This is a genomic window from Desulfoscipio geothermicus DSM 3669, from assembly GCF_900115975.1.
In the GTDB taxonomy this organism is placed as follows: domain Bacteria; phylum Bacillota; class Desulfotomaculia; order Desulfotomaculales; family Desulfallaceae; genus Desulfoscipio; species Desulfoscipio geothermicus.
The window spans coordinates 80,321-106,807 of sequence record NZ_FOYM01000011.1 but is presented as its reverse complement, the minus strand read 5'-3'; the positions used below and the strand labels follow the sequence as shown (position 1 = coordinate 106,807).

General features: G+C 50.1%; 21 protein-coding genes. 8 read left to right on the top strand and 13 right to left on the bottom strand.

Annotated elements, in window-relative coordinates; genetic code table 11:
• Nucleotides 1-280: 280 nt before the first annotated feature.
• The 12 genes from BM299_RS08465 to BM299_RS08415 form a co-directional block, all read right to left on the bottom strand.
• Nucleotides 281-985, bottom strand: coding sequence for a M48 family metallopeptidase (locus BM299_RS08465; RefSeq protein WP_092483037.1), 705 nt, complete (start codon nt 983-985; stop codon nt 281-283).
• A complete protein-coding gene (locus BM299_RS08460; protein ID WP_092483036.1) occupies nt 982-4,242 on the bottom strand; it encodes a type I restriction endonuclease subunit R in 3,261 nt (1,086 codons plus the stop codon). The genes BM299_RS08465 and BM299_RS08460 overlap by 4 nt, the downstream gene beginning before the upstream one ends.
• Nucleotides 4,239-4,604: a four helix bundle protein gene (locus tag BM299_RS08455; RefSeq protein ID WP_092483035.1), complete on the bottom strand. Its 366-nt coding sequence runs from the start codon at nt 4,602-4,604 to the stop codon at nt 4,239-4,241. Before BM299_RS08455 ends, BM299_RS08460 begins: the two co-directional genes overlap by 4 nt.
• Nucleotides 4,605-4,624: 20 nt before the next feature.
• Nucleotides 4,625-5,836, bottom strand: a complete 1,212-nt coding sequence (locus BM299_RS08450; protein ID WP_092483034.1) for a restriction endonuclease subunit S — start codon at nt 5,834-5,836, stop codon at nt 4,625-4,627.
• 51 nt (nt 5,837-5,887) lie between these two features.
• Nucleotides 5,888-6,118: a RhuM family protein gene (rhuM, locus tag BM299_RS18850; protein WP_245779699.1), complete on the bottom strand. Its 231-nt coding sequence runs from the start codon at nt 6,116-6,118 to the stop codon at nt 5,888-5,890.
• Nucleotides 6,119-6,149: 31 nt separating this feature from the next.
• Nucleotides 6,150-6,434, bottom strand: a complete 285-nt coding sequence (locus BM299_RS18845) for a virulence RhuM family protein (RefSeq protein WP_114340121.1) — start codon at nt 6,432-6,434, stop codon at nt 6,150-6,152.
• Nucleotides 6,435-6,564: 130 nt separating this feature from the next.
• Nucleotides 6,565-8,082: a type I restriction-modification system subunit M gene (locus BM299_RS08440; protein WP_092483033.1), complete on the bottom strand. Its 1,518-nt coding sequence runs from the start codon at nt 8,080-8,082 to the stop codon at nt 6,565-6,567.
• A gap of 4 nt (nt 8,083-8,086) precedes the next feature.
• Complete coding sequence (locus BM299_RS08435) at nt 8,087-8,716, bottom strand: restriction endonuclease subunit S (protein WP_207545154.1); 630 nt, start codon at nt 8,714-8,716, stop codon at nt 8,087-8,089.
• Nucleotides 8,717-8,997: 281 nt separating this feature from the next.
• Nucleotides 8,998-10,827, bottom strand: a complete 1,830-nt coding sequence (gene glmS / locus BM299_RS08430; RefSeq protein ID WP_092483051.1) for a glutamine--fructose-6-phosphate transaminase (isomerizing) — start codon at nt 10,825-10,827, stop codon at nt 8,998-9,000.
• Between the two features lie 500 nt (nt 10,828-11,327).
• A complete protein-coding gene (glmM, locus tag BM299_RS08425) occupies nt 11,328-12,662 on the bottom strand; it encodes a phosphoglucosamine mutase (RefSeq protein WP_092483032.1) in 1,335 nt (444 codons plus the stop codon).
• 110 nt (nt 12,663-12,772) lie between these two features.
• A complete protein-coding gene (locus BM299_RS08420) occupies nt 12,773-15,289 on the bottom strand; it encodes an ATP-binding protein (RefSeq protein WP_092483031.1) in 2,517 nt (838 codons plus the stop codon).
• Nucleotides 15,286-16,575, bottom strand: a complete 1,290-nt coding sequence (locus BM299_RS08415) for a metallophosphoesterase family protein (RefSeq protein ID WP_092483030.1) — start codon at nt 16,573-16,575, stop codon at nt 15,286-15,288. The genes BM299_RS08420 and BM299_RS08415 overlap by 4 nt, the downstream gene beginning before the upstream one ends.
• Before the next feature lie 331 nt (nt 16,576-16,906).
• Between BM299_RS08415 and BM299_RS08410 the strand changes: the two genes are divergently transcribed.
• The 8 genes from BM299_RS08410 to BM299_RS20435 all read left to right on the top strand — a co-directional run bounded on the left by BM299_RS08410 (nt 16,907) and on the right by BM299_RS20435 (nt 25,092).
• Nucleotides 16,907-17,644 carry a CpaE/TadZ family protein gene (locus tag BM299_RS08410; protein ID WP_092483029.1) on the top strand — a complete coding sequence of 246 codons (738 nt, stop codon included), beginning with the start codon at nt 16,907-16,909 and terminating at the stop codon, nt 17,642-17,644.
• A gap of 299 nt (nt 17,645-17,943) precedes the next feature.
• Nucleotides 17,944-19,347 carry a sigma-54 interaction domain-containing protein gene (locus BM299_RS08405; RefSeq protein WP_092483028.1) on the top strand — a complete coding sequence of 468 codons (1,404 nt, stop codon included), beginning with the start codon at nt 17,944-17,946 and terminating at the stop codon, nt 19,345-19,347.
• A gap of 230 nt (nt 19,348-19,577) precedes the next feature.
• Nucleotides 19,578-20,528, top strand: a complete 951-nt coding sequence (speB, locus tag BM299_RS08400; RefSeq protein ID WP_092483027.1) for an agmatinase — start codon at nt 19,578-19,580, stop codon at nt 20,526-20,528.
• A gap of 35 nt (nt 20,529-20,563) precedes the next feature.
• Nucleotides 20,564-21,922 carry a purine-cytosine permease family protein gene (locus tag BM299_RS08395; RefSeq protein ID WP_207545153.1) on the top strand — a complete coding sequence of 453 codons (1,359 nt, stop codon included), beginning with the start codon at nt 20,564-20,566 and terminating at the stop codon, nt 21,920-21,922.
• Nucleotides 21,923-21,961: 39 nt separating this feature from the next.
• Nucleotides 21,962-22,621, top strand: a complete 660-nt coding sequence (locus BM299_RS08390; RefSeq protein ID WP_092483026.1) for a cyclase family protein — start codon at nt 21,962-21,964, stop codon at nt 22,619-22,621.
• A gap of 76 nt (nt 22,622-22,697) precedes the next feature.
• Nucleotides 22,698-23,108, top strand: coding sequence for a 4Fe-4S dicluster domain-containing protein (locus BM299_RS08385; RefSeq protein ID WP_165608238.1), 411 nt, complete (start codon nt 22,698-22,700; stop codon nt 23,106-23,108).
• Nucleotides 23,105-24,856: an aldehyde ferredoxin oxidoreductase family protein gene (locus tag BM299_RS08380; RefSeq protein ID WP_092483024.1), complete on the top strand. Its 1,752-nt coding sequence runs from the start codon at nt 23,105-23,107 to the stop codon at nt 24,854-24,856. Before BM299_RS08385 ends, BM299_RS08380 begins: the two co-directional genes overlap by 4 nt.
• Before the next feature lie 8 nt (nt 24,857-24,864).
• Entirely contained in the window at nt 24,865-25,092 is a 228-nt protein-coding gene (locus BM299_RS20435; RefSeq protein WP_092483023.1) for a MoaD/ThiS family protein, read from the top strand.
• A 442-nt stretch (nt 25,093-25,534) separates the two neighbouring features.
• Here the strand turns inward: BM299_RS20435 and BM299_RS08370 are convergent, their stop codons facing one another.
• Nucleotides 25,535-26,482 (bottom strand): CdaR family protein, encoded by a 948-nt coding sequence (locus BM299_RS08370; RefSeq protein WP_092483022.1) that lies wholly within the window; start codon nt 26,480-26,482, stop codon nt 25,535-25,537.
• Nucleotides 26,483-26,487: the final 5 nt, after the last annotated feature.

Here is a 26,487-nt window from a genome sequence, read left to right as displayed (position 1 = left end):
TAGTTGTGGATACAGGCCTTATTTGAGTTTCCTTTTGTATCATAATTACGGACAGGTTTGATAAGACAGTTCTCGTTAACTAAAAGCATTTCCTTCTTGTTTTTCTACAATTTATAATCAAAATACTTCTTTTCTACCATAACCAACTGCTACCTTGGTGATTACGCTTATTTGGTCTACCAGATGCTGAATTTTAAATGGGCCTCATTAAGGCTCCGGTTGGGTTAGCTTTTATTTACACGTTCAGAAAGCCTGAACCTGATCAATATGGCCACATCTTTTAGACCAAAGCCAATTCTAATTTATGCTTTCGTTTCTTCCAATCGGGCATCACCGTATCCAGTAAGCGGTAAAAAGCCGGACTGTGGTCATAGTATTTCAAGTGGCACAATTCATGAACAACGACGTAATCAATGCATTCCTTGGGTGCACGAATCAAATCTACATTTAAAGTGAGCGTTCCGTTCTTAGACAAGCTTCCCCAGCGCTTTTTCATACGCAGGATCTGCAGCCGGGGTTTCGCTAAAGAAAGCTTCTCAAAAAAAGGCCAGCACCGTTCAAAACTTTCCCTGAACCTGTTTGCGGCCTTCTCTGCATACCAGGCTTCCAATAAGCTTTTGACTTTATCTGGCGAAGCGCTCTCTTTGACCTTGATCTGAAAATGCCCCCCAATGAGCTTCACTTCGTCCCGTTCCTCGCAACTGATTTTGAGGCGGTATTGTTTACCAAGATAGAGATGCGTTTCGCCCCCGACATATTGCCGGGGAGGCGTTCTCGGTTCAAATTGCCTAAAGTAGTCAAGCTGCCTTTTAATCCATCCGGCACGCTTACATACCCGCAATTGTATTTCTTCAAACCGCGTCCCAACGGGCGCTTTAATCACCACCGTGCTATCAGGGTGAACGGCGATTTCCAGGGTCTTGCGCGCCATATGAATTACCTGAAACTGAATGAGGATTGATCCATAAGTAATTTCACCCTTCACCCTTCACCCCTCACACTTCTATATCTCGCCACCTGCATGGCCTTTTCTATAAGTTCATCCATCTGATCGAGGCTCATTTCTACGCCCCTGTTTCCTTTGACCTCGTCGAAAAGATAATCGTCAATCTCGTTGATCACCTGTTTCTGGGCATCCTCATCATCCCAGAAATGTACCTTCCAGTAACGGTTCAAGATATTCTGAATAGCCAGGGCGGTGTCGGCGGAAAGCTCCTCGCATTCCTCTTGCCCTAGATGATGTTGTGCAAAGAAATGCTTAATAACACCGAAGTATGCCATGGCGTCTTCGTTGCCGGAGAGTTTTTCGGGTATGTCATCATGCTGCCGGGTAACAACCTTGTTGCGGATCTCCGTAACCTTGTTCAGATAGTCGAGGTCGGACAGGCGCTTGGCCCGGAAATCTTCGATAGCCTGCTGAATCAGCTTGGAGAATTTCTCGTAAAACGCCGGATCTTCCGCTATCTTTTCGGTGATGACCCGCTTGGTTGCGTGAGCAATGGCATCTGCCTTGGCCGCCGTAGTTTTACATTCGTAAACACCCCGTTCTTCCTTCACCAGGTCGAACATTCGATCATCAAAGATGTTCACCGGCTCATTTAACTGAATAACTTCATTGGCCTGGATATGGGTATCAAGCAGCTTTTTGATCTTCGGCTCATAATCCCGGTAGTCGATAGCTTCGGCATAGCGGAGTTTGACGGCGGCTTTCAGGTGCTGGAAGCGTTTCAGGTCGGCTTTATAACGCCGCAGCGTCGCCTCGTCGATCCGCATGATGAAAGATTCGGTCGACAGGGCAATGCCCAGGGTTTTGCTGTATTCGGCCAGTCGCTGGTAAAAATCCTCTCGCAGGGCGGCATCGGCCAGCAGCACCTCGTAAGCCTCTTCGTCGTAACTGTTTTTCACTTCCTTGAATAGATCCCAGAGATCGGAATAACGCTGGGGCAGCTTCTCCACCTCGGCGTTAACCGAGGTCAGCGTGCCTGCAATATCCTCCTCGTCAAAGCCCTCAAAGGCACTGTACATGGTGAGGGCTTTGTCCAACTCTCCCAACAAGCCCACATAATCGACAACAAAACCGAACTCCTTGTCTTCGCACAACCGGTTCACCCGGGCGATGGCCTGCAGCAGGGTATGTTCTTTCAGCTCTCTACATAAATAGATGACCATGTTGCGCCGCGCATCGAATCCGGTCAGCAGTTTGCTGACAACGATCAAAATTTCTGGTTCCGCCCCGTATTTGAACTGGTTGATGATCTGCTTGGTGTACTCATCCTCGCTACCATAGCGTTTCATCATTTTCTGCCAGAACCTGACCACCTCGTCCGCCGGTTCCTCATCGGTCTCTTCATAGCTTTCGCGGGTATCCGGCGGGGAGATGACAACTTCGGAGGTCACAAAACCAATGTCAGTAAGATACTTGTGATACTTCAGAGCCGCCGCCTTGCTCGGCGCTACCAACTGGGCTTTAAATCCGGTACCCTGCCATGTAGCCCGGAAATGTTCGCTGATATCAAAAGCACGCATGTAAACAACTTGATCCGCTTTGCTCAGCATCTCCGCCCGGGCATATTTCCGCTTCAAATCCGCCTGTTGTTTCTTGCTCAACCCCTGGGTGTGGCGGTCGAACCAGAGGTCGATGGCAGCCTTGTTCTGCTCCATCTCAACGTGGCGGCCTTCGTAGAGCAAGGGAACGACCGCGCCATCCTCCACCGCCTGGTTAATGGAGTAGTACGGTTTGATCAGCCCACCGAACTTGAGGAAGCTGTTTTTCTCCTTCTTTAACAGCGGGGTGCCTGTAAACCCGAGGTAGCAGGCATTGGGAAACATCTGCCGCATACGGGCCGAAAAAACACCGAAATTGGTCCGGTGACTTTCATCTATCAACATAAAGATATTAGTGGACTGGTCTTGATACTTCTTGATATTTAGCGCCTTATCGAATTTATGAATCAGCGTAGTGATAATCCCCGCCCTGTGTTCAGCCACCAGTTCCAGCAAATGCCTTCCCGAGGTGGCCCGGTTAGGTTCCAGGCCACAGGCGGCAAAAGTGTTGCCGAGCTGTTTGTCGAGGTCGTCGCGGTCGGTCACCAGCACAATACGTGGATTTGGCACCCCCGGTTCCAGCGCCAGGTTTCTGGCCAGCATCACCATGGTCAATGACTTCCCCGAGCCCTGGGTATGCCAGATGATACCGCCCTTGCGCCTTCCCTTACCGTCCAGCTGTTTGATTCGTTCCAAGGTAGATTTAATGACGAAATACTGCTGATAGCGGGCAATCTTTTTAATGCCGCCATCGAACACGGTAAACCGGTAGGCTAGTTCCAGCAACCGCTCGGGGCGGCACAGGCTGTAAAGCGCCCTATCCTGTTCGGTAACCAGGCGTTCACCTTTAGCCTCCTGTGCTTCGAAAAACGCACGTGCAACGGCGAATTCACCGCTGAAAAGTTGATCCCGCTGTGTAGCGGAAAGGGCGGTATTGACACAGCAGACGACATCGGCTTCTTTGTCCAGCCGCTCTTTCCACCTGCTCCAAAACTTGGCCGATGTTCCGGCGGTCGCGTACCGGGCATCGTTCTTGTTAATTCCCATAACCAGTTGGGCATAAACGAACAGCCTGGGGATATAATCATCGCTCTGGTTGCGGATGGACTGGGAGATGGCCTGTTCCACCTCCACCTTGGGTGATTTACACTCGATCACCGCCAGCGGAATGCCGTTAACAAAAAGCACGATATCCGGCCGGATCGTCTCGGTGCTGCGGGAGCGCTCCACGCTGAATTCAGCAGTGACGTGGAAGGCGTTCCGCTCCGGGTTCCGCCAGTCAATATAATTGAGGTTGAAGCTCTTGGAGTTCCCTTCAATAGACTGCTCCAGAGCTATACCCAGAGTGATCAGGTCGTAAACTGCCTCATTGGTCTTGAGCAGACCGTCGTATTTGACGTTTTTCAGCTTCTGAATGGCGGTCTGGATATTCTCCTCGCTGAACAGGAACTCGCGGCCCTTATATTTTATACGGTTGAGCCGCTTGAGCTGTTCGCGCAAAATCCCTTCCAACAGCACATTGCCGGCTTTCTTTCGCCGCTCCATAAACGTCCGTTCTGGTGGTAGATACTCAAAACCCAAATTGATGAGCAACTGCAGGGCTGGGATCTGGGAGAGGTATTTTTCGTTGAATTTAAAGCCGTCAGAGGCAAAGGGTGAAGGGTGAAGGGTGAAGTGTGAAATGAAGTGATCTGTCATTTTCTCTTCTCCTTTAACTTTTTACAGATCGTCGTTAGAATGGCGATTAAGTCGTTACATTCAACGAGGAGTTCCTTCAGCCGATCTTCAGGGATTATTCCCGAGGCGGCAATTAATTGCAGCCAATAATGAGTTTCGCGGGCTTCCTTGCAGGCGATGCTATATTTTGAAAGAAAGTCGGCTTCGCTCTGACTGCCTTGACCTTCCTCAATATTTGCGCCAATGGAAGTACCGGAACGCAGCAATTGATTAGCAAGGGTTCGTGGTACACCCGGTTTCTCATTCAAGAACTGGCAGAGTTTCACAACCCTGAGCGCGAACTGAAAACTCCTCTCCGGCAAATCGTTTCTTTTTTCATCCATCACCCTTCACCTTTCACCCTTCACTCTTCACCTTTCTTTACTACTCGCCACGTACCGCTCAGAAGCTTCTGCATTAGGCCACGCTTCTGTTTCCGGTAGGCTTCAGCCTGTTTTTTCAGCAGGTCGATTTCCTGCCGTACAATATTCAAAACTTCCACTATTCTGTGTTGCTGCTCAGGAGACGGAATGGGAAATGAAATAGCACCAAAATCTTTAAAACTGACGGTTTCTCGAACGCTGCCCTGGGCGCTCTTACGAATGCGTTCTTTGGCTTCATGAGACAACAACCAGTGCAGAAAGAAGTCAGAGAGGACTTTTTTTTCATTGACCTTGAAGACAACATACATCGGGCTAAGGACACCCTTGTCCAATCCGTCCAGACGGGCGATGGAGCCGACATTGATACGCGATGGGTTATAGGCGTATTGACCGCCAGTAATGATTTTGTAATTGCTTAAATCAATGCTGGCGATCCGTCGTTCGAAATGTTCCTCAGGCAGTACAAAACCGCTATGGTTTGTAATACTGAGAACGATGTCCACCGCACCGTCACGGTTCCGCTTCGATATTTCCTCTGTAAAGTCACGGACGTGCCCTCTCGGGTGCTTGGTGTCGGAGATCAACCGGCTCAGCAGCCATTTAAACCGCTTCTCCTTGGCCACGATTAGCCGCTCAGTCTTTTCAATGGCCTGTTCCCAGATGGAAAGCAGGTCGGCGATGGCGGTTTGTTCGGGAAGGGGAGGGAGAGGAACAAAACAATGCTTCTTAAACTCGGTAGGATTGACATTGGCTTGACTGACGGCTCTAGTGGCAATTCTCTTGATTGTTTTTTGAGCGCTATAACTATTAAGCCAATAATTCAGGTATTCCGGCAGAACCTGATTCCTATCAACTACTAGCCGTACCAAGTACGAGGCAAACGCAACTTCATCCTCTGATTGAAAAATACCAACCTTCCCTACGAGGTCATAGCTATTAGTACGGTTAATCAGAAGGTCTCCTTTGTTTAATAATAATCGTTTTCTCTCCCCTTTAGGCAGGTTTGAACTGATTAACTCATCCGTTGTGATTTTCCCATCTTGGATATCTTTCATCCCAACGACTCTTGTATTACCACCTTCAACCGCGGGTTCATTGGTACCGTATTGTGAATCTAGTAAAACTTTTCCAACGGGGAGTAATCGCCAAGTTGAAGGCAGATCTTCTGATTTAAATGCTATTAGCACACTCATTCCCCGCCCCCCAGCTTCTTCTAACGACGCTCCATTCATGTCTATTCATATTCATTCACGCTCTCCTCTATCCAGCAAACGCCTGGCGGTTTCTTCCAGCGCCTTGATGGACTCCGCCTCGCCAAGGGCTTCCTTATGCTCACGGCGGCGCTCTGTAAACCGGTCGTATTCCTGTCGGGCGTGGTTGTCCGCAGCCTTCTTGCTAACGCTTCCTGCATCAGGGAGCACCCGGCGCTCGTTGAACGCCAGAAACTCGTCCAGCTTCCGCTCCCAGTCCTTCATGAACACCTGTTTGCGGCGACGGGCGGGTTTTTCAGCCGCCGTCATCCATAGCGAAACCCTTGACCAGATATTCCTTCAGCCGTTCGGTAGCCCAACGCCGGAACTGAGTGCCCCGGTGGGAACTGACACGGTAGCCGACTGCGAGAATGGCTTCAAGACTGTATAACTTCCGCTTTCGGGAAACCTCCCTGCCGCCCTCGTTTTGAACTTGTAAGTAATCCTTACAAGTTGACTCTTCCTCCAACTCGCCTTCGGCATAGATCGCTTTCAAATGCAGCGTAATATTTTGCGGTATAGTCTGATAGAGTTCAGCCATGGCGGCCTGGGTAAGCCACAGGGTTTCATTCTCGAATCGGCACTCAACCCGGGTGCGGCCATCCTCGGTCTGATAAAAAAGATCTCACCCGTCGGAGACGGCGTCTCATGCACTTCTATATCTTTCCGCTTCATTTTCGCATCACATCCTTCAGCAACACGGCCATCTTCGCCCGCACTTCGGCCAGCTCGTTTTCCAGTTGATAGATCTCCTGCTGCACGGCGTCGATGTCAATCTCTTCTTCCTCCTCGAAGGTGTCCACGTAGCGGGGGATGTTCAGGTTGAAATCGTTATTCTTGATCTCCTCGAAAGTGGCAACATGGGCGTATTTTTCTACATCCTGCCGGGCCTTAACAGTCTCTACTATCTGCCGGATGTGCTCGTCGGAAAGAGAGTTTTGATTCTTGCCCGGCATGTAGTCCCGGCTGGCATCAACAAATATGACATCCTTGCGATTCTGGTTGACGCCGCCTTTTTCCCGGCTGCGGTCAAAGACCAGGATCGCCACCGGAATCGAGGTGGTCGGAAAAAGATTCCCCGGCAGGCCGATCACGGCATCGAGTAGGTTTTCCTCAATCATTTTTCGGCGGATACGGCCTTCAGCCGCTCCCCGGAACAGCACACCATGGGGCACGATCACGGCCACCCGGCCTTCTTTTTCGAGCGCCGCTTCCACCATATGACTGATAAAGGCCCAGTCGCCTCTGCTCTTGGGCGGCACACCGCGCCAAAAACGATTAAAGCGATCGTTTTCCGCCTCTTCAGCACCCCATTTGTCAAGCGAAAAGGGCGGGTTGGCGACCACGACGTTAAATTTCATCAGACGGTCATTTTCCACCAGCGCCGGGCTGGTGAGCGTATTGCACCATTCGATACGGGCGCTGTCCGCACCATGCAGGAACATATTCATTCGGGCCAGCGCCCAGGTGCTTCCGTTTACCTCCATACCAAAAAGAGCAAAGTTGCGGTCATTCACCTCACGTGCTGCTTCAATCAAAAGGCCGCCGGAACCACAAGCAGGATCACAGATGCGGTCACCAGGCTTGGGACCGGCCAGTTTTGCAACCAACTTGGATACTTTATGTGGTGTATAAAATTCACCGGCCTTTTTGCCTGAATCAGAAGCAAAACGTTCAATTAAGTAAATATACGTGTTGCCGATGACATCCTCGGAAACGCGGCTGGGGCTCATATCAAGCTGCGGTTTGTTGAAGTCCTCCAGCAGCATCTTCAGTCGGCGGTTGCGATCTTTGGTTTTGCCGAGGTTTGCCTCGCTGTTGAAGTCGATATTACGGAACACTCCTTCAAGCTTGGCTTTATTGGCTTCTTCTATTGCATCGAGCGCTTCGTTAATCAGCTCGCCTATATTGGCCTCGTTACGCTGTTCATAGAGATCATAGAAACTGGCACCTTTCGGGAGAACAAAACGCTCACGTTCCAGTTTTCTCCGGATACGAACATCATCATCGCCATACTGCTTACGGTAGTTCTCATAACGGTCCTTCCATACATCAGATATGTATTTTACAAACATCATCACCAGAATGTAGTCCTTGTACTGTGCGGGATCAACAACACCACGGAAGGTGTCACAGGCCGCCCATGCAGCATTATTAATATCTTTCTGTTCAATAATGGTAGTGTTCATAAGTTCATTCTCCTTTTGCAAGCTTTATTAATGCTAATGCAATATACTGCCTGCGTTTGTCCGCAATCTTTGTAATTAGAGACTGTTCTTCTTCCGCCAGGGAAGCCAGTTTAATAATCGTTCTTTGCCGGGCAAGTGAGGGTATAAAAACCTCAAGATTTTCTAAGGCCTGCTTACTAATCATTTTCTGCGCAGTTCCTGCCGCATAACTCGCCAAAAAGGTTTGTGCCGGTATCTGATTGATAAACCAGTTTAGATACTCAGGGAGAACAGAATCCTCCGTCACTCTGATCCGTATAAGTGGAGCCGCAACAACCGCTTTACCAGGGTCGTCCAACAAAATGGCAGATGTGGTTGCTTGTCCGCGAGACCGAAATATGATATCACCCGGTTTTGCCAGATGTTGATCCTTGAGTTTTTCAATATTAATGCGTATCAGGCCACTACAATCGACACGATTTTGAACCGTCAGGTCTTTCATTTGAATTACCGCAATAGTCCCTGTGCCAATCGACTCCAATCGTGTTCGGAAGGAGTAGCCCATTTGAATTGATGCAATTTCCTTTAGTTTAGTTTTCATAACATCGCTCAACTTTTTGTGCTGTAATAACGTTATAGCATTAGCATAGACCATAAATTTCCTTTTGTCAATTATTTTTTACAGAAATGGCATTTCTGAGATTAATTTTACAGTTTAACCATTCTCGTTAACCTAACCAATCGTCAATTGACTATTTTCGACAATAAAAAGACCAAGGAGTTTTCGTAAATAAATAACTCCTTGGTTTATAAGCGCAGAGAATGGGATTTGAACCACTGTCTACTCGATTCTCAAGATCAGAGGACAATTTACTTGATCTGGTTACCAACTTTATTTATTATCATTAATCAACAAGTGCTGTCTGTCTGAATATTTTACTCCACCGTAACGCTTTTCGCCAGATTCCTCGGCTGGTCCACATCGCACCCCCGGGCCACGGCCATGTGGTAGGCCAGTAGTTGCAACGGTACCACCGCCAGCACCGGTGTCAGTGCCTGGTGGGTGCGGGGGATGTACATGACATGATCGGCTACTTTGGCCACTTCCTCCAGGCCCCGCATGGCCACCGCCAGCACCATGGCGTCCCGGGCCTTGACCTCTTTGATATTGCTGACCGTTTTTTCAAACAGGGCCTGCTGGGTGGCCAGGGCTATCACAGGCACGCCTTCAATAATCAGGGCCAGGGTGCCGTGCTTCAGTTCCCCGGCGGCGTAGGCCTCGGCGTGAATGTAAGAGATCTCCTTGAGTTTCAGGGAGCCTTCCATGGCCACGGCGTAGTCCAGGCCCCGGCCGATAAAGAAGGCGTTTTCGCACCGGCAGTATTTCCGGGCGAACTCTTCAATATCCTTGCCGTTGTCCAGCATGGCTGTGACTTTATCCGGCAGTTTCCGCAGCCCGGTAACGATCTCGGCTGTTTCTCCGGCATCAAGGGTGCCGCGCCGCCGGGCCAGGTGCAGCCCGACCAGGTACATGGCCACCAGCTGGGTTGTGTAGGCCTTGGTGGAGGCCACGGCTATTTCCGGACCGGCCCAGGTATACAACACGTCGTCGGCCTCCCTGGCCACTGAACTGTCCACCACATTGGTCACCGCCAGCACCCGGGCGCCTTTGCGCTTGGCTTCCCGCAGCGCCGCCAGCGTGTCGGCGGTCTCGCCGCTCTGGCTGATCACTATTACCAGCGTGTTTTTATCCAGAAGCGGATCGCGGTACCTGAATTCAGAAGCAATATCCACCTCCACCGGGACGCGGGCCAGGGATTCAATGACGTTTTTGCCCACCAGCCCGGCATGATAGGCGGTACCGCAGGCGGTGATAAATATTTTGCTGGTTTTCAGCAGTTGTTCATCCGGAATGGTTATCTCGTTCAGCACCACTTCCCGGCCGTCCGGCGAGATGCGCCCGCTGAGCGTATCTTTAATGGCGCGGGGCTGCTCGTGGATTTCCTTGAGCATGAAGTGATCGTAACCGTTTTTTTCGGCTTGTTTGGCTTCCCAGTTCACGATAAACAATTTTTTTTCCACCGGGCTGCCGCCGCGGTCCAGCACCTCCACCCGCTCCCGGGTCATAACGGCCATTTCACCGTCTTCCAGGATATAGGTGCGCCGGGTGTGATTTAAAAGCGCCGGTATATCCGAGGCCAGGAAGTTTTCCCCGTCACCGAGCCCCACCACCAGCGGGCTGTCGTGGCGGGCCGCCACCAGCCGGTGCGGCTCATCCAGTGACAGTACCGCCATGGCGTAGGAACCGTCCACTTTTTTAAGTACCCGCCGCATGGTCTCCACCATGTCGCCCATGTAAAATTCTTCGACCAGGTGCGACAGCACCTCGGTGTCGGTTTCCGAGCGGAACACGTGCCCTTGGGACGTAAGCCACTCCCGCAGGGTGAGGTAATTTTCTATAATGCCGTTGTGCACCACCGCAAAGCGCCCCTGGCAGTCCAGGTGCGGGTGGGCGTTGGTGTCATTGGGACGCCCGTGGGTGGCCCAGCGGGTGTGCCCGATGCCCACGGTTGATTCGGGCATATAGCCGTTCAGTTGTTGGCGCAAATCCAGCAGCTTGCCCGCTTTTTTATGCACTTCAATACCGTTGTCCCGAATTACGGCAATACCGGCGGAATCATATCCGCGGTACTCCAGCTTCTGCAGTCCGTCCAGCAGTATGGGCGCAGCCTGCCGCCCGCCCAAATATCCTACAATACCACACATATATAAAAACCTCCGATTCTTTTCAATTAATTTTAAAACAAGAAAAAGGGGACAGGCACCTTTTTCGCATACACTTTCCTTAACAATAAAAATGCCCGGGCAGATTGGTTCCCGGACAAAAATGGACACAAAAATACCGTCACAAGGGCATACCTCACCTGACGGCATTTTTCCCGGTATTTATATGCCTTACCCCGGCCACCCGGCACCCTTTGTCCCCGCGGTTACCCGCAGGTTTTGTAGTACCTTTGACGGTCGTGACCAAACCGGGGAGCACCCGCCGAAAAACTCGATAAACTCCCTCCTCGTCAACCCGGCACTCAATGACAACCAGAAACTTTAATAGAATACGATTGATGTCAACCCATTGAGCGCCTGGTTCCGGCGCTTGCCATTCAGTTTTTAAAACCGCCCGCCGCCCTCCCCGGCAGCGGAAGAATCACCTCCTTCATGCCATAACGGCATGTGGACGAAATCGCAACAATTCAACACCCGGCAAATTATATTTTCTGCACTACGTCCACCAGTTCCTGCACGACGGCCTGCAGTTGGTCCATGTCCCGACCCTCGGCCATTACCCGCACCAGGGATTCGGTGCCCGAGGGGCGCACCAGAATCCGGCCCTGGCCGGCCAGGCGTTTTTCCATTTCAGCAATCCGCTGCGCCAGTACGGGGCTGGTCATGACCCGGTGTTTATCGGCCACGCGGACATTCTTCAACAGCTGCGGCAGGCGTTCCATCCGGCCCGCCAGTTCGGCCAGGCTGCGTCCGCTGGACTTGACCACCGCCAGCAACTGCAGCGCGGTAAGAACGCCGTCGCCGGTGGGGCTGTGGTCCAAAAAGAGGATGTGTCCCGATTGTTCGCCGCCGAAAACCGCCCCGGTGTGCAGCAGTTCTTCCAGCACGTAACGGTCCCCCACCTTGGTCTGCAGTACGTCAATGCCCGCTTCCCGCATGGCCAGGTGCAGGCCCAGGTTGCTCATGACCGTTACCACTACGGTGTTTTTGGGCAGGCGGTTTTGGGCTTTTAAGTGCCGGGCGCAAATAACCATGATCTGATCGCCGTCCACCAGGTTGCCCCGGTGATCCACGGCGATCAACCGATCAGCGTCCCCGTCGTGGGCCAATCCCAGGTCAGCCCCGGATTCAACCACCGCTTGCTGAAGTTTCTCCGGGTGCGTGGAGCCGCATCCGTCATTGATGTTGACCCCGTCCGGAGTATTAAAAATGGGCGTCACGTCAGCGCCCAGTTCCCGCAGCACCCGGGGCGCCACCCGGTAAGCTGCGCCGTTGGCGCAATCCACCACTATCTTCATTCCCGCAAGGTCCCCGGATATGGTTCCCTTCAGGAAGGCCGCATAACGGTCATCGGCATCGAGCACCCGGTAAATTCTACCCACACCCGCCCCCACCGGCGTCGCTATTCCCCCGCCGGACCCCGAGAGCAATCCCTCAATTTGCTGCTCCTTGTCATCCGTAAGTTTATAGCCGCTGGGCCCGAAAAACTTGATGCCGTTGTCCTCCACGGGGTTGTGCGAGGCCGAAATGACCACGCCCGCCGCGGCGTCCAGTTTCCTGGTCAAGACAGCCACCGCGGGGGTGGGTATGACACCCACGGAAAGCACATCCACCCCGGTAGAACAGATACCGGCCGACAGGGCGGCTTCCAGCATGTCCCCGGATATCCGGGTATCCCGGCCCACCACTATACGGCCCGGGGCATTGCCTGCGGCCAGCACGTGAGCCCCGGCCCGGCCCAGTTTATAGGCCAGTTCGGGCGTGAGATCCCTGTTGGCGATGCCGCGTACGCCGTCGGTGCCGAATAACCGTGTCATTAAAACAAACCTCCTGTAACAATGGACAACTTTTATTATATCTTTTGTAGAATAAAGCTGTCAATTTGCCTTCCGTTTTATATTATGCCCCCTTTACCGGCGCCGTTAATTCAACGCCCATGAAAATTATTGGCTTGACCCGCAACCTTGTCCCCGTCCTTGATCATGACCAGGCTGAACCGCGCCAGCTGCTTCCGGACGGCTTCCAGGATGTGCTCGTGGCAGGTAAAAAATATTACCTGGTGTTCCCGGGACAGTTCATCCAGCACTTCAAGCCCGCCCCGCAAGCGCCCTGCGTCGGAATCCACCATGATGTCGTCCAGAATAATCGGCATGGGGGCGGTCACCTCACTGAAATGGCCGGCCAGGGCCAGGCGAACGGCCAGGTAAAGCTGGCCGGCCGCCCCCCGGCTGAGCTGCCTGGCGGGCACCCGGCGCCCTCCCGGTTCCTCAACCTCCAACCCGGTCGCCGCGCCGGCAGGGGCCAGCGTGCGGGTATATCGCCCTTCGGTCATGGGCCCGATAAACCGGGAGGCCCGCGCCAGCACGGCGGGCTGGCGTTCCCGCTCGTGTTTTTCCCTGGCCGTTTCCAGCAGCGCGGCACATAAAGCAGCCGTCTGCCATTCCCGGGCCCGCGCCGCCAGGCTTTCCCGCAGCATGTCCCGCTGCTGCCTGGCCCTGGCCAGTTCCTCCCCGTTTTCCAATTCCCTCATTTCCTGCTTTTTGGCGGCAATTTCGTCGCCCAGGCGCACCAGTTCCTGTTCCATTTCCACCATAGATGATTTTATTTCCCCGGCCTCGGCTTCATGTTCCTCCCGGGCAACGCCGGTCAACTCCGCCCGCATTGCTTCCAGTTCGGCAGGAGAACCCGCGATATTGAGCAGTTGTCTGTCCAGCATTTCAATCTTGCGGGCCAGCGACTGCTGCTCCCGGTACGCCGCGGCCCGCCGGCGAAACTCCTCCGCGTCGGCGGCGCCACCCAGGGTCAGCAGTTCCTGAATGCCGGACTCAATGGCGGCCAGATTTTCCCGGGCCGATTTTTCACTTTCCCGCAGCCGTTTAATGTCATCCGTCAGCCGCTCCACCCTGGCGATTAACTCACACTGCCGGCGCCGTTTTTCCTGTTCCGCCAGCAATGCGCGCCGCAACCGCGGAATTTCCTCCCCTGTCAAGGTATCCCGCCCGGTGAGCGCCAGCGCCAGCCGGCGCAGGCGCGCCGCGCCGGCGGCATATTCCTCCTCCAGGCGGGCCAGTTCTTCCTCCACCGCCGCCAGGTTCTTTTCCAGGTCGCGCAGCTCATTGCGTAATGCTTCCTCCCTGCCGAGCCGCTCTTTTGCCTGACCGGACAGCATGCCGTACAGCAGCGCCCCCAGGCTGACACTCCCGCCCAGGACCAACAGGCCGAGTACGGTATGCACAGCCAGCACCCCCAGGCCCAGGCAGCCGAGCAGCGCCGCCGCCAGCACCGGCCACAGCCTGTTGGGGGTGCCCGGCAGCGCCTGCAGCAACTCCTCCGCCCGGCGGCGCCGGGCCCCGAGTTCGGCCTGTTTTTGCCGGTGCACCTGCTGCAGCGACCTGTTATGCCGCAGGTCTTCCAGTTCCCGGGCTGCCTGATCCACCATTTCCAGGCTCTCTGCGGGCGAACCGCCATCACTCGCCTGCTGCCTGTCCGCCGGGGAGGCAAGCGCCAAAATTTTCTCTTCCACCGTTACTGAAGCCAGTTTTTCCTCAATGGCTGCCGCCCTGCGGACCAAACTCACCACCTCAGCCTGTTTTTCTTCCCGCCTGGCTTCCAGCCGGCCCAATCTTTCCAGGCCGTCTTCGGGGAAATACTCAATCGGCTCCCGACCCCGCCCGGCTGCCAGACAACCCTGCAGTTCATTCCAGGGCGCCCGGGCCTTGAGCAGGCTGTCCAGGCGGCGCAGCCGCTTCTGCCGGTCTGTCAGCAAAGCCCTGATTCGATTGCGTTCCTGTTCCAGTTCCCCCAATTCGTCCCGGAGACTGAAATACCGGGCGGGCTGCTGTTCCAGTTCCCTGATTTTCCGGTCCAGGCTTTCCAGTTCAATCAATATCCTGTTTATAACCGGCGTCTTCCCCCGGGGCTTGAATAAATCCCCGGTTCTTCGCTCCAGTTCGGCGGCCGCCCCCGCCAGGCGCTGCGGGCCGGTGCCCGTACCGGCCCCGTAGATATGAACGCTTACCTCGTCACCGGCCAGGTCTTCCAGCCGGCGCAGTTCATCCATGCCAAAGGCAAATACATTTTTAAACAATACCGGGCCCATCCCCCGAAGAATCCGGCCCCGCAGCAATTCCTCACCGGCCCGGCGACCGTCGGGCAGTTCCACCGCCACCCTGCCGTTGCCCCGACCGCACCGCTCCACCCGGTATACCTCCCCGCCGTCCTCCAGCAGCAGGTGCCCGCCGGTTCGACCGCCCCTCACCGGAACATGTACATTCTCTTCGGACTTAAAACCAAACAGCACGGCCCGGATGAACGACAGCAACGTGGATTTTCCGGCCTCATTAAGCCCGTAAATTATGCAGGGACTCGGGAACAGATCCTTTTCGGCCAGGGAAAAATCGTGCAGTATACCGTAACCGTCTATATACAACCCCACCAGCCTCATATATCCTCGTCCTCCCACAGCAAGTCCAGGGCCAGGTCCTCGGCCGCCTCCAGCAAGGCGTTGAATTCTTCTTCACCGGGCGGGTTCAGGTGCCGGGCGGCCCGGCTGTGCAGCGGAGCCAGCGCCTGCCGGAGCCTGTCCCGCATTTCCCCGCCGCCCCGGGCTTCCCGGCTGATGGCCAGCAGGTCCCCCAGCAGGGTTTCGTTTTCCCGCAGGGACTCCTTGTCCACCGGCGCAGCGGTATTTGGCCGAATGGATTCGGGCCAGACAAAGGGCCCGGCGGGCCCGGCAAAGCGGTAGCGCAGTTCTTCCAGCATTCCCTCCAGCGCGCCGGCGTGCTGTAATCGCCTGTGCAACGGGCCGCGCCCGGCAAGCTCCAGCCGCGCCACCACCGACCGCCCAGCATGAATCTGCTGCAGCCTGCTCAGCCGGTCGACCAACCGCTCGAGCAGTTCCTGCTCCGTACCCAGGCCGTCTATGGGCACCTGCACCCGCTCCCAGCGCACGCTGTCGGTTTCAATAAATTGCATGTTCACCCCGCCGCCGGGGCCGACCCGGACCAGATAGCACCCCCGGTTCCCCGTTTCCCGAGGGTTGCGCCCCTGGGGGTTGCCCGGATAAACCACGCAGGGACTGTGCGCCTTCAGCACAGACCGGCCGTGCACATGCCCCAACGCCCAGTAATCAAAGCCGGCGCCCGCCAGTTCCTCCAGGGTACAGGGCGCGTAATTGGCGTGCAGTGAAAGCCCGCCGACGTTACAGTGCAACACCGCCACGGCAAAGGGTGCGTCCGGCTCCCGCCGAAAGAGCCTGGCGTAGTTTTCCGCCACCTCCCGCCGGGGATAGCTGATCCCATAAACGCGGGCGACTTCCCTGCCCCGGCGGACCACCGGCCGGGCCGCCACCTCCCCCGCCGGAAAGATACATACATTGTCCGGCCAGGCCAGTTCGGCCCGCCAACCGGCCCCGTGATCGTGGTTGCCGTAGGCTACAAAAACTGCTACGCCCGCGCCGGCCAGCCGGCCCAGGGCATCCCGGAAGCGCAGCTGCGCCCGCAAGCTGCGGTCCGCCAGGTCATATATGTCCCCGGCCAGTACCAGGAAATCCACCCGGTGGACCAGACAAGCCTCTACAATGTTGTCCAGGGCGTTATAGGTGCAGTCCCGCAGTTGCCGGAGTACGTTTTCACGGGTTTTTTCGTCAGCGAAGTCTATCCGGGTATAACCCCTGAACGGGCTGTCCAGGTGCAAATCCGCCGCGTGAATAAAGGAAAAACTGCCATCCATAGATGCTTCCACCCTATATTATGTAGTAACTGCCTATACTTGTGCTATGCAGTAAAAATGATAAAATGTTACGGGGAGGTGTTTTTGTCTCATGTCGGAAAAGGTAAGGTTGACCATTGCTTTTACTTTTCTGGCCATAGCGGCTTATATATATATGTTTAAAGTACCGCATTAAAAACGATACTACAAAAGTATTATGGCACAGTTACCGCCCGGTTTTTTAGATTAACCGGCTATGCTTTGATTCGGTAAAAAATGCTTTATTCCTGTAGCAATCCATATTATAATATTAAATTAACAAACCAGCAAAATAAATTAAAGGAGTTAATATATGAAAGTTATTTCGGTATACGGTGTCAGCAAACTTAGCGGCAACACCACCATTGCGGAAGAACTGGCACTGGTCAGTCAGGGCAAGGGTTACAAGACCCTGCTGGTGGACCTGGATATTCACAACGGTGATGTGACCGAGAGGCTCAAGATCAACAATTATCCCAACATCAGCGACTGGTGTGAGGACATTTACAACAAGAGCAGGAAAACGCCTATTACCAATATTGAGTATACCAGGGCGGAATGGGCGCAGTTTATTCAAGAGCATTCCTCGGGACTGCACGTTCTGGCCACCAATACCGATAAAAGGCTGCCGCATTACGGCAACATTTATTATGAAATAAGGATTATCTATAATTCATTAAAAGAGGGCGACTATGACGTAATGGTAGTGGATATGAGCAACACTCCCACCAGCTTTAACTATTTCGTTATGGAGGATGCAGATGTCCCCATCCTGGTGGTGGACACATTCAGGTACAATGTAAAATCACTGCAGCATTTCCTGTGGGACCTGGAAGACGTGCATTTCCCGGTGGAAAAGCTACAGCTGTTGTTTAACCGTAAACCATCGCCCGTGGAGGAATCACCTGAAAAAGTGGCCGGGGAATTAAACCTGCCCCTGCTGGGCATTTTGCCCGAATTTGCGGAAGACTTGGCCAAAACCGTGCAGGTAAAAGCTGACCTGAATAAAACACTCGGGCAAATTTTCGACAAAATAATGAGCGGCAAGTAAATGAATATAAATTAAGCAGGCTTTCCGGAGAAGCCTGCTTTTTGTATTAAATCAGCTCCGGGCTGTATGCCTGCCGCCACAGTGCCCGGTAGCGGGCCGCCTCGTCCTGGTTTCTAAGAATCTGTAACCTATCAAAATTTATCAACAACAGATTATTAAGGTCATACTTGATAGGGGTTATATTGGCATAAGAATACACAATTGCTACTTCAATTTCCAGCGCATTAAAAGAGGAAACAGTTAAAATTTATCTAACTATATCAATAGTTGGACAAAGGCATCTTGAGAGAGGGATAAAGTTGAGCAGCGGAAGAAAAGAAATTTCTAAAGAGATAGATAACGTGCTGGAGTCAATTCATAATGATGTATTAATTACCGATGGACGAGGAGTTATTCTTGAGGTAAGCCCGTCATTTAACGAGAGCTACGGGACTACGGAAGATGAAGTTGTGGGCAATACTGTTTATGAAATGGAGAAGAAGCAGGTTTTTTATCCTTCTGTTACCGTATTGGTGCTGCAAAATAAGCAAAAGATTACAATGCTGCAGCAGACCAAGACCGGTCGAAAGCTTGTGGTAACCGCTGTTCCTATTTTTAGTAAAGAGGGAGAAATTGAGAAGGTAGTAAGTTATTCTCATGATATTACTGATTTTATTGAGCTTAAAGAGCAGTATGAAAAGATGGAAAAGCTCATGAAACGCTATTCGTCCGAGATCCGTGAGCTAAGGGAACGAGAAATGGCTGTTCCGGGAATTATTGCGAAAAGTCCGGAGATGAAAAATGCATTGGAGCTGGCAATGAAAGTGGCTTCGGTGGAAAGCAATGTGCTTATAACCGGTGAATCGGGTGTTGGTAAAAATTTAGTTGCCCGCTTAATACATCAAAAAAGTCCTAGAAGTAAAGGCCCTTTTATTGAGATTAACTGCGGTGCTATTCCTGAAAATTTATTGGAATCTGAACTTTTTGGCTATGAAAAGGGAGCTTTTACCGGTGCGCATAGGGAAGGAAAAATCGGCAAAATTGAACTGGCTCAGGACGGGACGCTGTTCCTGGATGAAATAGGGGAGCTGCCTCTCAATTTACAGGTGAAACTGCTGAAAGTTATTCAAGAGAAAACCCTGACCAAAGTTGGTGGAACGAAACAGATAAATGTTGATTTTCGCTTGATTGCTGCAACAAATAAAGATTTGGAAATGTTGGTTAAAAAACAGCAGTTTCGTGAAGATCTTTTCTACAGGTTAAATGTTGTTCCTATAAACATACCTCCGTTAAGAGAAAGGAAGGAAGATATTTTACCTTTGATGATGCACTTTCTTGAACAAGCAAATCTACAGTACCGGAAGAAAAAGACTTTGTTAAAACATGCAGTGGATACATTGATGGCTTATGATTGGCCGGGAAATGTCCGTGAACTGGAAAACGTAATGGAACGGATAGTAGTTACCACCGATGAGGATATTGTCGGTGAGGAAGAATTGCCGGATTGTCTAAAGCTTAAAGCTGCAAACAAACTTGACGAAGGGCTGACCTTAAAATATGCTTTGGAGATGTTAGAAAAAGAGATGGTACAAAAGGCGTATGAACGTTATAAAACAAGTGTGGGAGTTGCTAAGGCCCTAGGCATCAGTCAACCGTCTGCGGCAAGAAAATTGAAAAAATATGTTACAAAGTATTCAGGAACGAATACATATACTCAGAAATGAATAGATCTCTAAAAGGGTATGAATTTTAAGACTATTCCATATTTTACGTGTATTGGGTATTCATTTTTGAATAAAATATGCTTTTCTTATGCCTTAAAATGCCGATGGCTAAAAGGGTTAGCCCATTGGCATTTTTTTTGCTTCATAAATAATCCAAGACCGCGGTTTTATCAGTAAGTGCAGTCGACTATGTGAAATTAGAAATTACGAACCAGCAGGAGGGATAGTATATGACAAAATATCAACCCATCAATTCTTTTGAATCACCTAGATTTTGTGGTGTTCGGACTTTTATGCGCCTGCCCAATAAACGTACTCTAACAGATGTTGATTTTATTGTATCAGGGATTCCTTTTGATACGGGTGGTTCATTCCGTATTGGCACCCGTTTTGGTCCCCAGGCCATCAGGGATGCTTCAATTTTACTTCGACCCTATAATCCCGTTCTGGACGTAAACATTTTTGATTATTGTTCGGGTGTTGATTATGGTGATATAGATGTGGTGCCTGGCTACATTGAAGAATCCTACCAGCGAATAGAAGAGTCCATAACTCCAATTTTTGAAAGTGATGTTGTGCCCATTTTTCTCGGGGGTGACCATTCCGTTACTTTGCCGGAACTGAGGGCGGTTGCTAAAAGCAAAGGCCCCGTAGCTTTGGTTCATTTCGACTCCCATAGTGATACGTGGGATTCCTACTTCGAAAAATCGTATAATCATGGGACACCTATTCGTCGAGCCATTGAAGAAAAATGCCTGTTGGTTGAAAACTCAATTCAGGTGGGCATGCGCGGACCGTTATACGGCCCTGAAGACTTAAATGATGCGCGGGAAATGGGGCTGGAGGTCTTGACTACCCAGGAAAGTCGCGAAATTGGCATTGCTGAAACCGTCAAGAGAATTAAGGAGCGGGTACAGGATAAGCCGGTATTTGTTACCTTTGATATTGATTTTCTTGATCCTGTTTATGCACCGGGAACTGGAACTCCTGAAATCGGCGGTTTTACTACATGGGAAGCTCAGCATCTTGTGCGGGAAGGTTTGCGCGGCTTAAATTTTGTTGGCTTTGATTTGGTGGAAGTACTTCCAAGTTACGATTCTAACCAAGTTACTGCATTTGCTGCAGCGGGAATAGTTTACGAGTTCATTTCTTTACTGGCTTTGAATAGAAAAGGGATTTAAGTTAATAAAGATTAAACCAAAAAGAGGTGTCCAAATTGAACATTTTACAGAAATTGGGTAGAGACGGTATTAATGCAACTTTAGAAGCAGACCGAACAATGGGCTGGTTTGCCACGTTTTCCATGTGGTTGGCAGCAAACATGGTTGTGACCACAATTTATACAGGTATGTTTTTTGTTCCTGACCTACCTTTCGCGACGGCTATTTGGATAATTTTGATTGGGTCTGTTGTGGGTGTAATTCCTTTAATGCTGGTTGGTACTATGGGTGCAAAAACAGGCTTAACAACAATGACACTCACACGGGGTGCTTTTGGCACTAAGGGATCGGTATTACCTTCAGTAGTGAATATAATTATTCTAATTGGTTGGAGCTGGGTACAGGCATTAATGGCAGGAATGAGTATGAATTACGCTATCAGCCACCTCACTGGTTATAGTAATTTACCTTTATTTACCATACTGTGCGAAACTATGGTTGTGATTATTACGTTATTGGGACATAAAGGAATTGAAGTATTTGAAAAAATTATTGCTACTGCCATGCTCTTACTTTCTGGAGCAGTATTTTTCAAGTTATTTACAGTATATGATATTAACACTCTACTTAATCTGGAGCAGAATCAACTTAGTGGGGTAACTAAAGCGTTAGCTTTTGACATGGTTGTCGCTACTGCTATTTCCTGGGCTCCAATTGCTGCTGATTACAATCGTAACTGTAAAACAACTAAAACATCTATTTGGGGTACCATGATAGGCTACGTGGCAGCCACATTAATTGCCATGGGTACAGGTGCTATTGTGTCCGGGTTAAGTATTGTCAGCAGCATGGAACAGACTTTTGACCCTACTGTGTTACTTGCTGAATTTGGGTTTGGATTGCCAGCGGCGTTCGTGATATTTATTTCCGTTATGACTACCAACATTATGTGCGTCTATAGTTCAACAATGTCATATTTGAATATCAGACCAAAAGCTACTTTCTGGAAACCGGCATTAGTGATAGGAGTTATTTCAATTTTTGGTGCTTTATATAGCGGGATTTTAGATAGTTTTGTAGATTGGATTTTAACCATTGGGGCCCTATTTACACCCATTTTTGCAATTTTATTGGCTGATTTTATAGTGTTAAAGAAAAGAAATTACAGTGTTGATGATTTGCTGAAAAATGGCCGTAACAAGTATTGGTATTATAAGGGTTTCAACATTCCAGCTTGGATTGTGTATTTCATTACTGCAGGGTTTGCCTACTACTGGACAGTAATTAACCCATTGGCTATTGGGGCAACCATTCCGGTGTTTTTAATAGGGTTCTTTGGTTATATTATTTTATCTAAAGTTGTCGAAGTAAGTAGGAGTTCAAAACAGGAAAGTTACACAGAGGAACATATTTAAAAAGCTATATCATACTAAAAGCTGAAGGGGGAGTTGTTAATGTTTAAAATAGAAAAAATAGTTGATTTATCTTTTGCTTTGACCAATGATACACAAGTTTATCCGGGAGACCCAAAGCCGGATATTTCTGTAGCTACAACAATTGAAAATGATGGATACAACCTGCATTATGTTAATTTAGGTTCGCAAACCGGTACCCACGTGGATGCACCGTACCATTTTCTTAATGAAGGGGCAACTATTGATAATATTAATTTGAAATCTTTTATGGGTGAAGGTGTTATTGTACGGGTAACCGATAAGCAAGCCAATAAAGAAATTACTGTGGAAGATATCAAACCTTATGAGAATTTTTTTTCACCGGGGAAAATAGTAGTTTTTAACACTAATTGGTACAAGAAAAATGGAAGTGATGCTTATTATGAGCATCCTTACCTGAGTGTTGAGGCGTGCGAGTATTTACTTGGGAAAGGAATTAAAACCATGGGAATAGATGCTATTAATCTGGATCCTACCGGTGGGGATGATTTCCCAGTACATGATATGTTAGCAGAAGCTAATGGAATTATTGTGGAGAACTTGGCAAACGTTGACAAAATAGACTTTGATAATCCCTTTTTAATTTTTCTGCCATTGAAATTGATTGGCTGTGATGGTTCGCCTGTCCGAGCGGTAGCAGTGAAATTGGCAGGCTGTTAAGTGTTTGATGCTGTTTAGGATGCGCAGTTTTTGGAGAAAAACAGATGTTTTACGGTATTTGTAGGGAGGATTGAAAGTGAAGCTTAGCCTGGATATTAGTCGCTGTATAGGTTGCAAACTTTGTCAAATTGCTTGTTCAGCTGAAAAAGAGGGCGTCTATCAACCCACCGCTGCTCGGTTGCAGATTGAAAAGATATACACTATGCAGGGGTTAGAAACAAAGGTTGCAATTTGCACGCAATGTTTAGATTGTGTAGAAGTTTGCCCTACAGAAGCAATAAAGTATGAAAATGGTATGTTGACTTATTCTGAAGAAGAATGTACAGGCTGTAATGAATGTGCAGATGCTTGTCCCCAAGGAGTTATTGTAGTCAAAGCAGATACTGTAGGAATTTGCGACAGCTGTGGGGGCTCACCGGAGTGTGTGAACTGGTGCCCGCACGGGGCATTAACTTTTGGCTGTCGTGAAGGGGGTGGGGTAGGATGAAGGGGTATATAGGGAAAGTGCTGCGAATTGACTTAAACAATTTAACTAGTAGTGTAGAGAGTTTAAATTTGTTATGGGCCGAGAAATATATCGGCGGTAAAGGATTGGCAATGAAATACATCTATGAAGAACTTCCGCCAAAAGTAGACCCGTTATCTCCAAAAAATAAAATGATCTTGATGACGGGACCGCTTACGGGAACAGCAGTTCCATGTTCAGGGAAGCTAACAATAGCAGCTAAATCACCTGCCACCAATACAATCCTCGACTGCTCCATCGGGGGACATATTGCCGGAGAGATAAAGTATGCAGGGTATGATGCTATAATCATTGAAGGTAAAGCTGAAAAACCGGTATACTTACACATCGAAAATAGTAAAGTAGAGCTAAAGTCAGCGGGAAACCTCTGGGGAAAAGGTACCCATGAGACCGAATTTTTTTTAAAAGCTACCTGTGGACCTGAGGTAAAAGTATTGGCAATTGGGCCTGCTGGCGAAAATATGGTACCTATGGCCTGTATTACTTCAGAACTATACCGTCAGGCAGGTCGTGGTGGCATAGGGGCCGTTATGGGCAGTAAAAATTTAAAAGCAATTGTTGTTAAAGGAACAAACGGAGTTAAGGTCGCCGACCCAAAGCAGTTAACCGCAAGAGCAAAGGAGATTATGAAAAAAGATACCCTTTCGGATGATAACCTCTGGGCTTATACAGACGGTACACCCATAATTGTAGAGCTATCTAATAGTACCGGAGTATTACCCACTAGAAACTTCCAGCAAGGAACGTTTGATGGGTTTGATAAAATTCATGCCGAAGCGGTGAAGGCCGTACGCAAGGATAAAAAAGGGTGTCTAAGTTGTGGTTTGGGCTGTGGTAACTACGTCAACACGGGACAGTCGGTGGTAGAGGGACCCGAATACGAAACGCTGTCAATTGGTGGTTCAAATTGCGGTATCGACGATTTGGAAGCTATTGTTGAGTTTAATAAATTATGTGATGATTTAGGATTGGATACAATTTCTACGGGCAACACGATAGCGTTTGCTATGGAATTAACAGAAAAAGGCATTAAAGATTTTAACCTAAAATTTGGTGATGTAAAAGGCTACCTAAAAGCCACCAAAAATATAGCAAATAAGGAGACAGAGTTGGCTTTGGGGGTAAAAGGTCTTTCAGAGAAATACGGCGGAAAAGAATTTGCAATGCAGGTTAAGGGATTAGAATTTCCCGGATACGAACCACGCGGCTCTTGGGGAATGGGCTTGGCATATGCCACCTCTGATAGAGGAGCTTGCCATACGCGGGCCTGGCCTATAGCCGATGAAGCTTATGGAGATATGGATCCCTTTACCATAGAAGGTAAAGCCGAGCTGGTGGTTGGCTTGCAGCATTATAATGCTGCCAAGTTTTCAACAATTCTCTGTGATTTTTGGGCATTATCTTTAGAGACTGTTGCCGAATTACTAACGTTAGTAACGGGCAAGCAATATACTGAGAAAGATTTAAAAATAATTGGGGAGCGTATAGTTAATTTAGCCCGAATGTTTAATATTAGGGAAGGTTTTGACGCTAAGGATGATAGGCTGCCGCAACGTATTTATAAAGAAGCCTTAAAAACTGGCGCTACCGCAGAAAAACTATTACCGGAAGAAGAATTTAACAAAATGTTAAGAGAATACTATCAGATACGCGGTTGGGACAGTGAAGGAAAACCCACTGGAGAGAAATTAGACGAACTAGCAATTTAGGTGGTTTGATGAAAATATTTCTGAGACTTTGCGGCCCTTTGGAGAGATACGGAGGGCACGGTATAAATGAAATTTCATTACAAAATAGTATAAAAGCGTCACAGCTTCTAAGTGAGCTGCAGATTCCCAGCAGTTTAAAGGTATTAATTGTTGTTAACGGTGTTAAAGTAACCGGAGATTATAATCTGCAGGCGGGGGACATCGTTGTCCTCTTTCCGCCCGTTTCAGGTGGATAGGTGGGAATATTCAGGTGCTTGACACCGACAGAATTCCTCTTTACTTTGCCCGGACGGTCATCCATTGATTGTTTTGCTTCGTGGCTCGGCAGTGATACGGTCGGGGCACTGGTTACTACCAAGGGGGTATCCTCACTCGACAGAAGCCCCTACTTCTAAAGTGGGTGATCAATACCTGTTACCGCCCAAACGCATGTTTCGCTCGCTGGAGTTATACAACGCAGACTTGCCCTGTCTGCGGCCGGAAGAAGAAGCCTTACAATGCAGTTTCTCATTACCAGCGTACTGCACATACATTTTAGACGAAAAAACATTTCCTTTGCATAATTTTAGCAAAGCAAATTTGCATTGTAACCATGTTTATGTTTTGGTTAACGTTCGCAATTTAACGTGCCAAGGCCTGCTCTAATACGAAGGCAGGCCTTGGCTTTTTTATTCCGGGTCATTGTGTCGGATTGTCTGCACCCTCACCGTCATCCTGCGGTTGACCTGTTTCCAACCGGGTAATCTGCACCTTTATCTGCACCCGGTCGGGCCGTACCGATACCGCCCCGTCCGGCAATATAAGCACCACTTCCCTTTCCACGTTGCTGGTAATGCCTGTAATATCCACCGCCATTGTACTTACCGCGATAAGGTTGTGCAGTACGTTCTCCCGGGCCACCACCTGTACGGATGACGGCTGTGCCGATATACCGCTTACGACATACCCGGCAGCCGGTTCGCCCGTCAGCCTGATGCGCACCGGCAGGTCCCTGGCCGGCAGCGCGGTTACCGGCACGGTCACCGTCACCCGGCCGGGGTTGGCTGTCACGCCTTCAATTCCGGTTTCCACGACAACCTCCCGTTCCAGCGTATCAGTCGCCCCGGTAACATCCACCGTAACCCCCAGTTGGTTGATTTTTTCCAACACCTTACTTGGTCCCTGTACGGCAACTACCGGCGGTTTCAAAACCGCAGCACCGGGCTGCAGTCCTTCCGCCGGGTTCCCCTTAAGGTGAGCCACTACGGGAACATTTTTGTTGACTATTTTATCGGCCTGCACCCGCACCGTCTCCGGTATCACCTGCAAAACGTCCACTCCGGGCGGCGCGGTAACCTGCACCGCCAGTTCCTGATCACCGGCGGTAATGCCGAACAAACTGAGCCGGGCCCTAAAATCTTCCTTGCCCAGGGTGCTGATTATACTTCTGGGCGCTTTAACCCGTATGCTCACCATGCGGGGTACGCCGTTTACCACGTACCCGGCCGGTTCATCCTGCAAAGTTAAGGGTATGCTGTAAATCTGGTTGGTCACCGGGTTCTGTTCGTTGGTTACGTAAACCCAGAGCAGTACGGCCAGTAAAACAGCTATTATTTTAAGGGAATTATCCCGCCACTGTAAGGACAAAACAT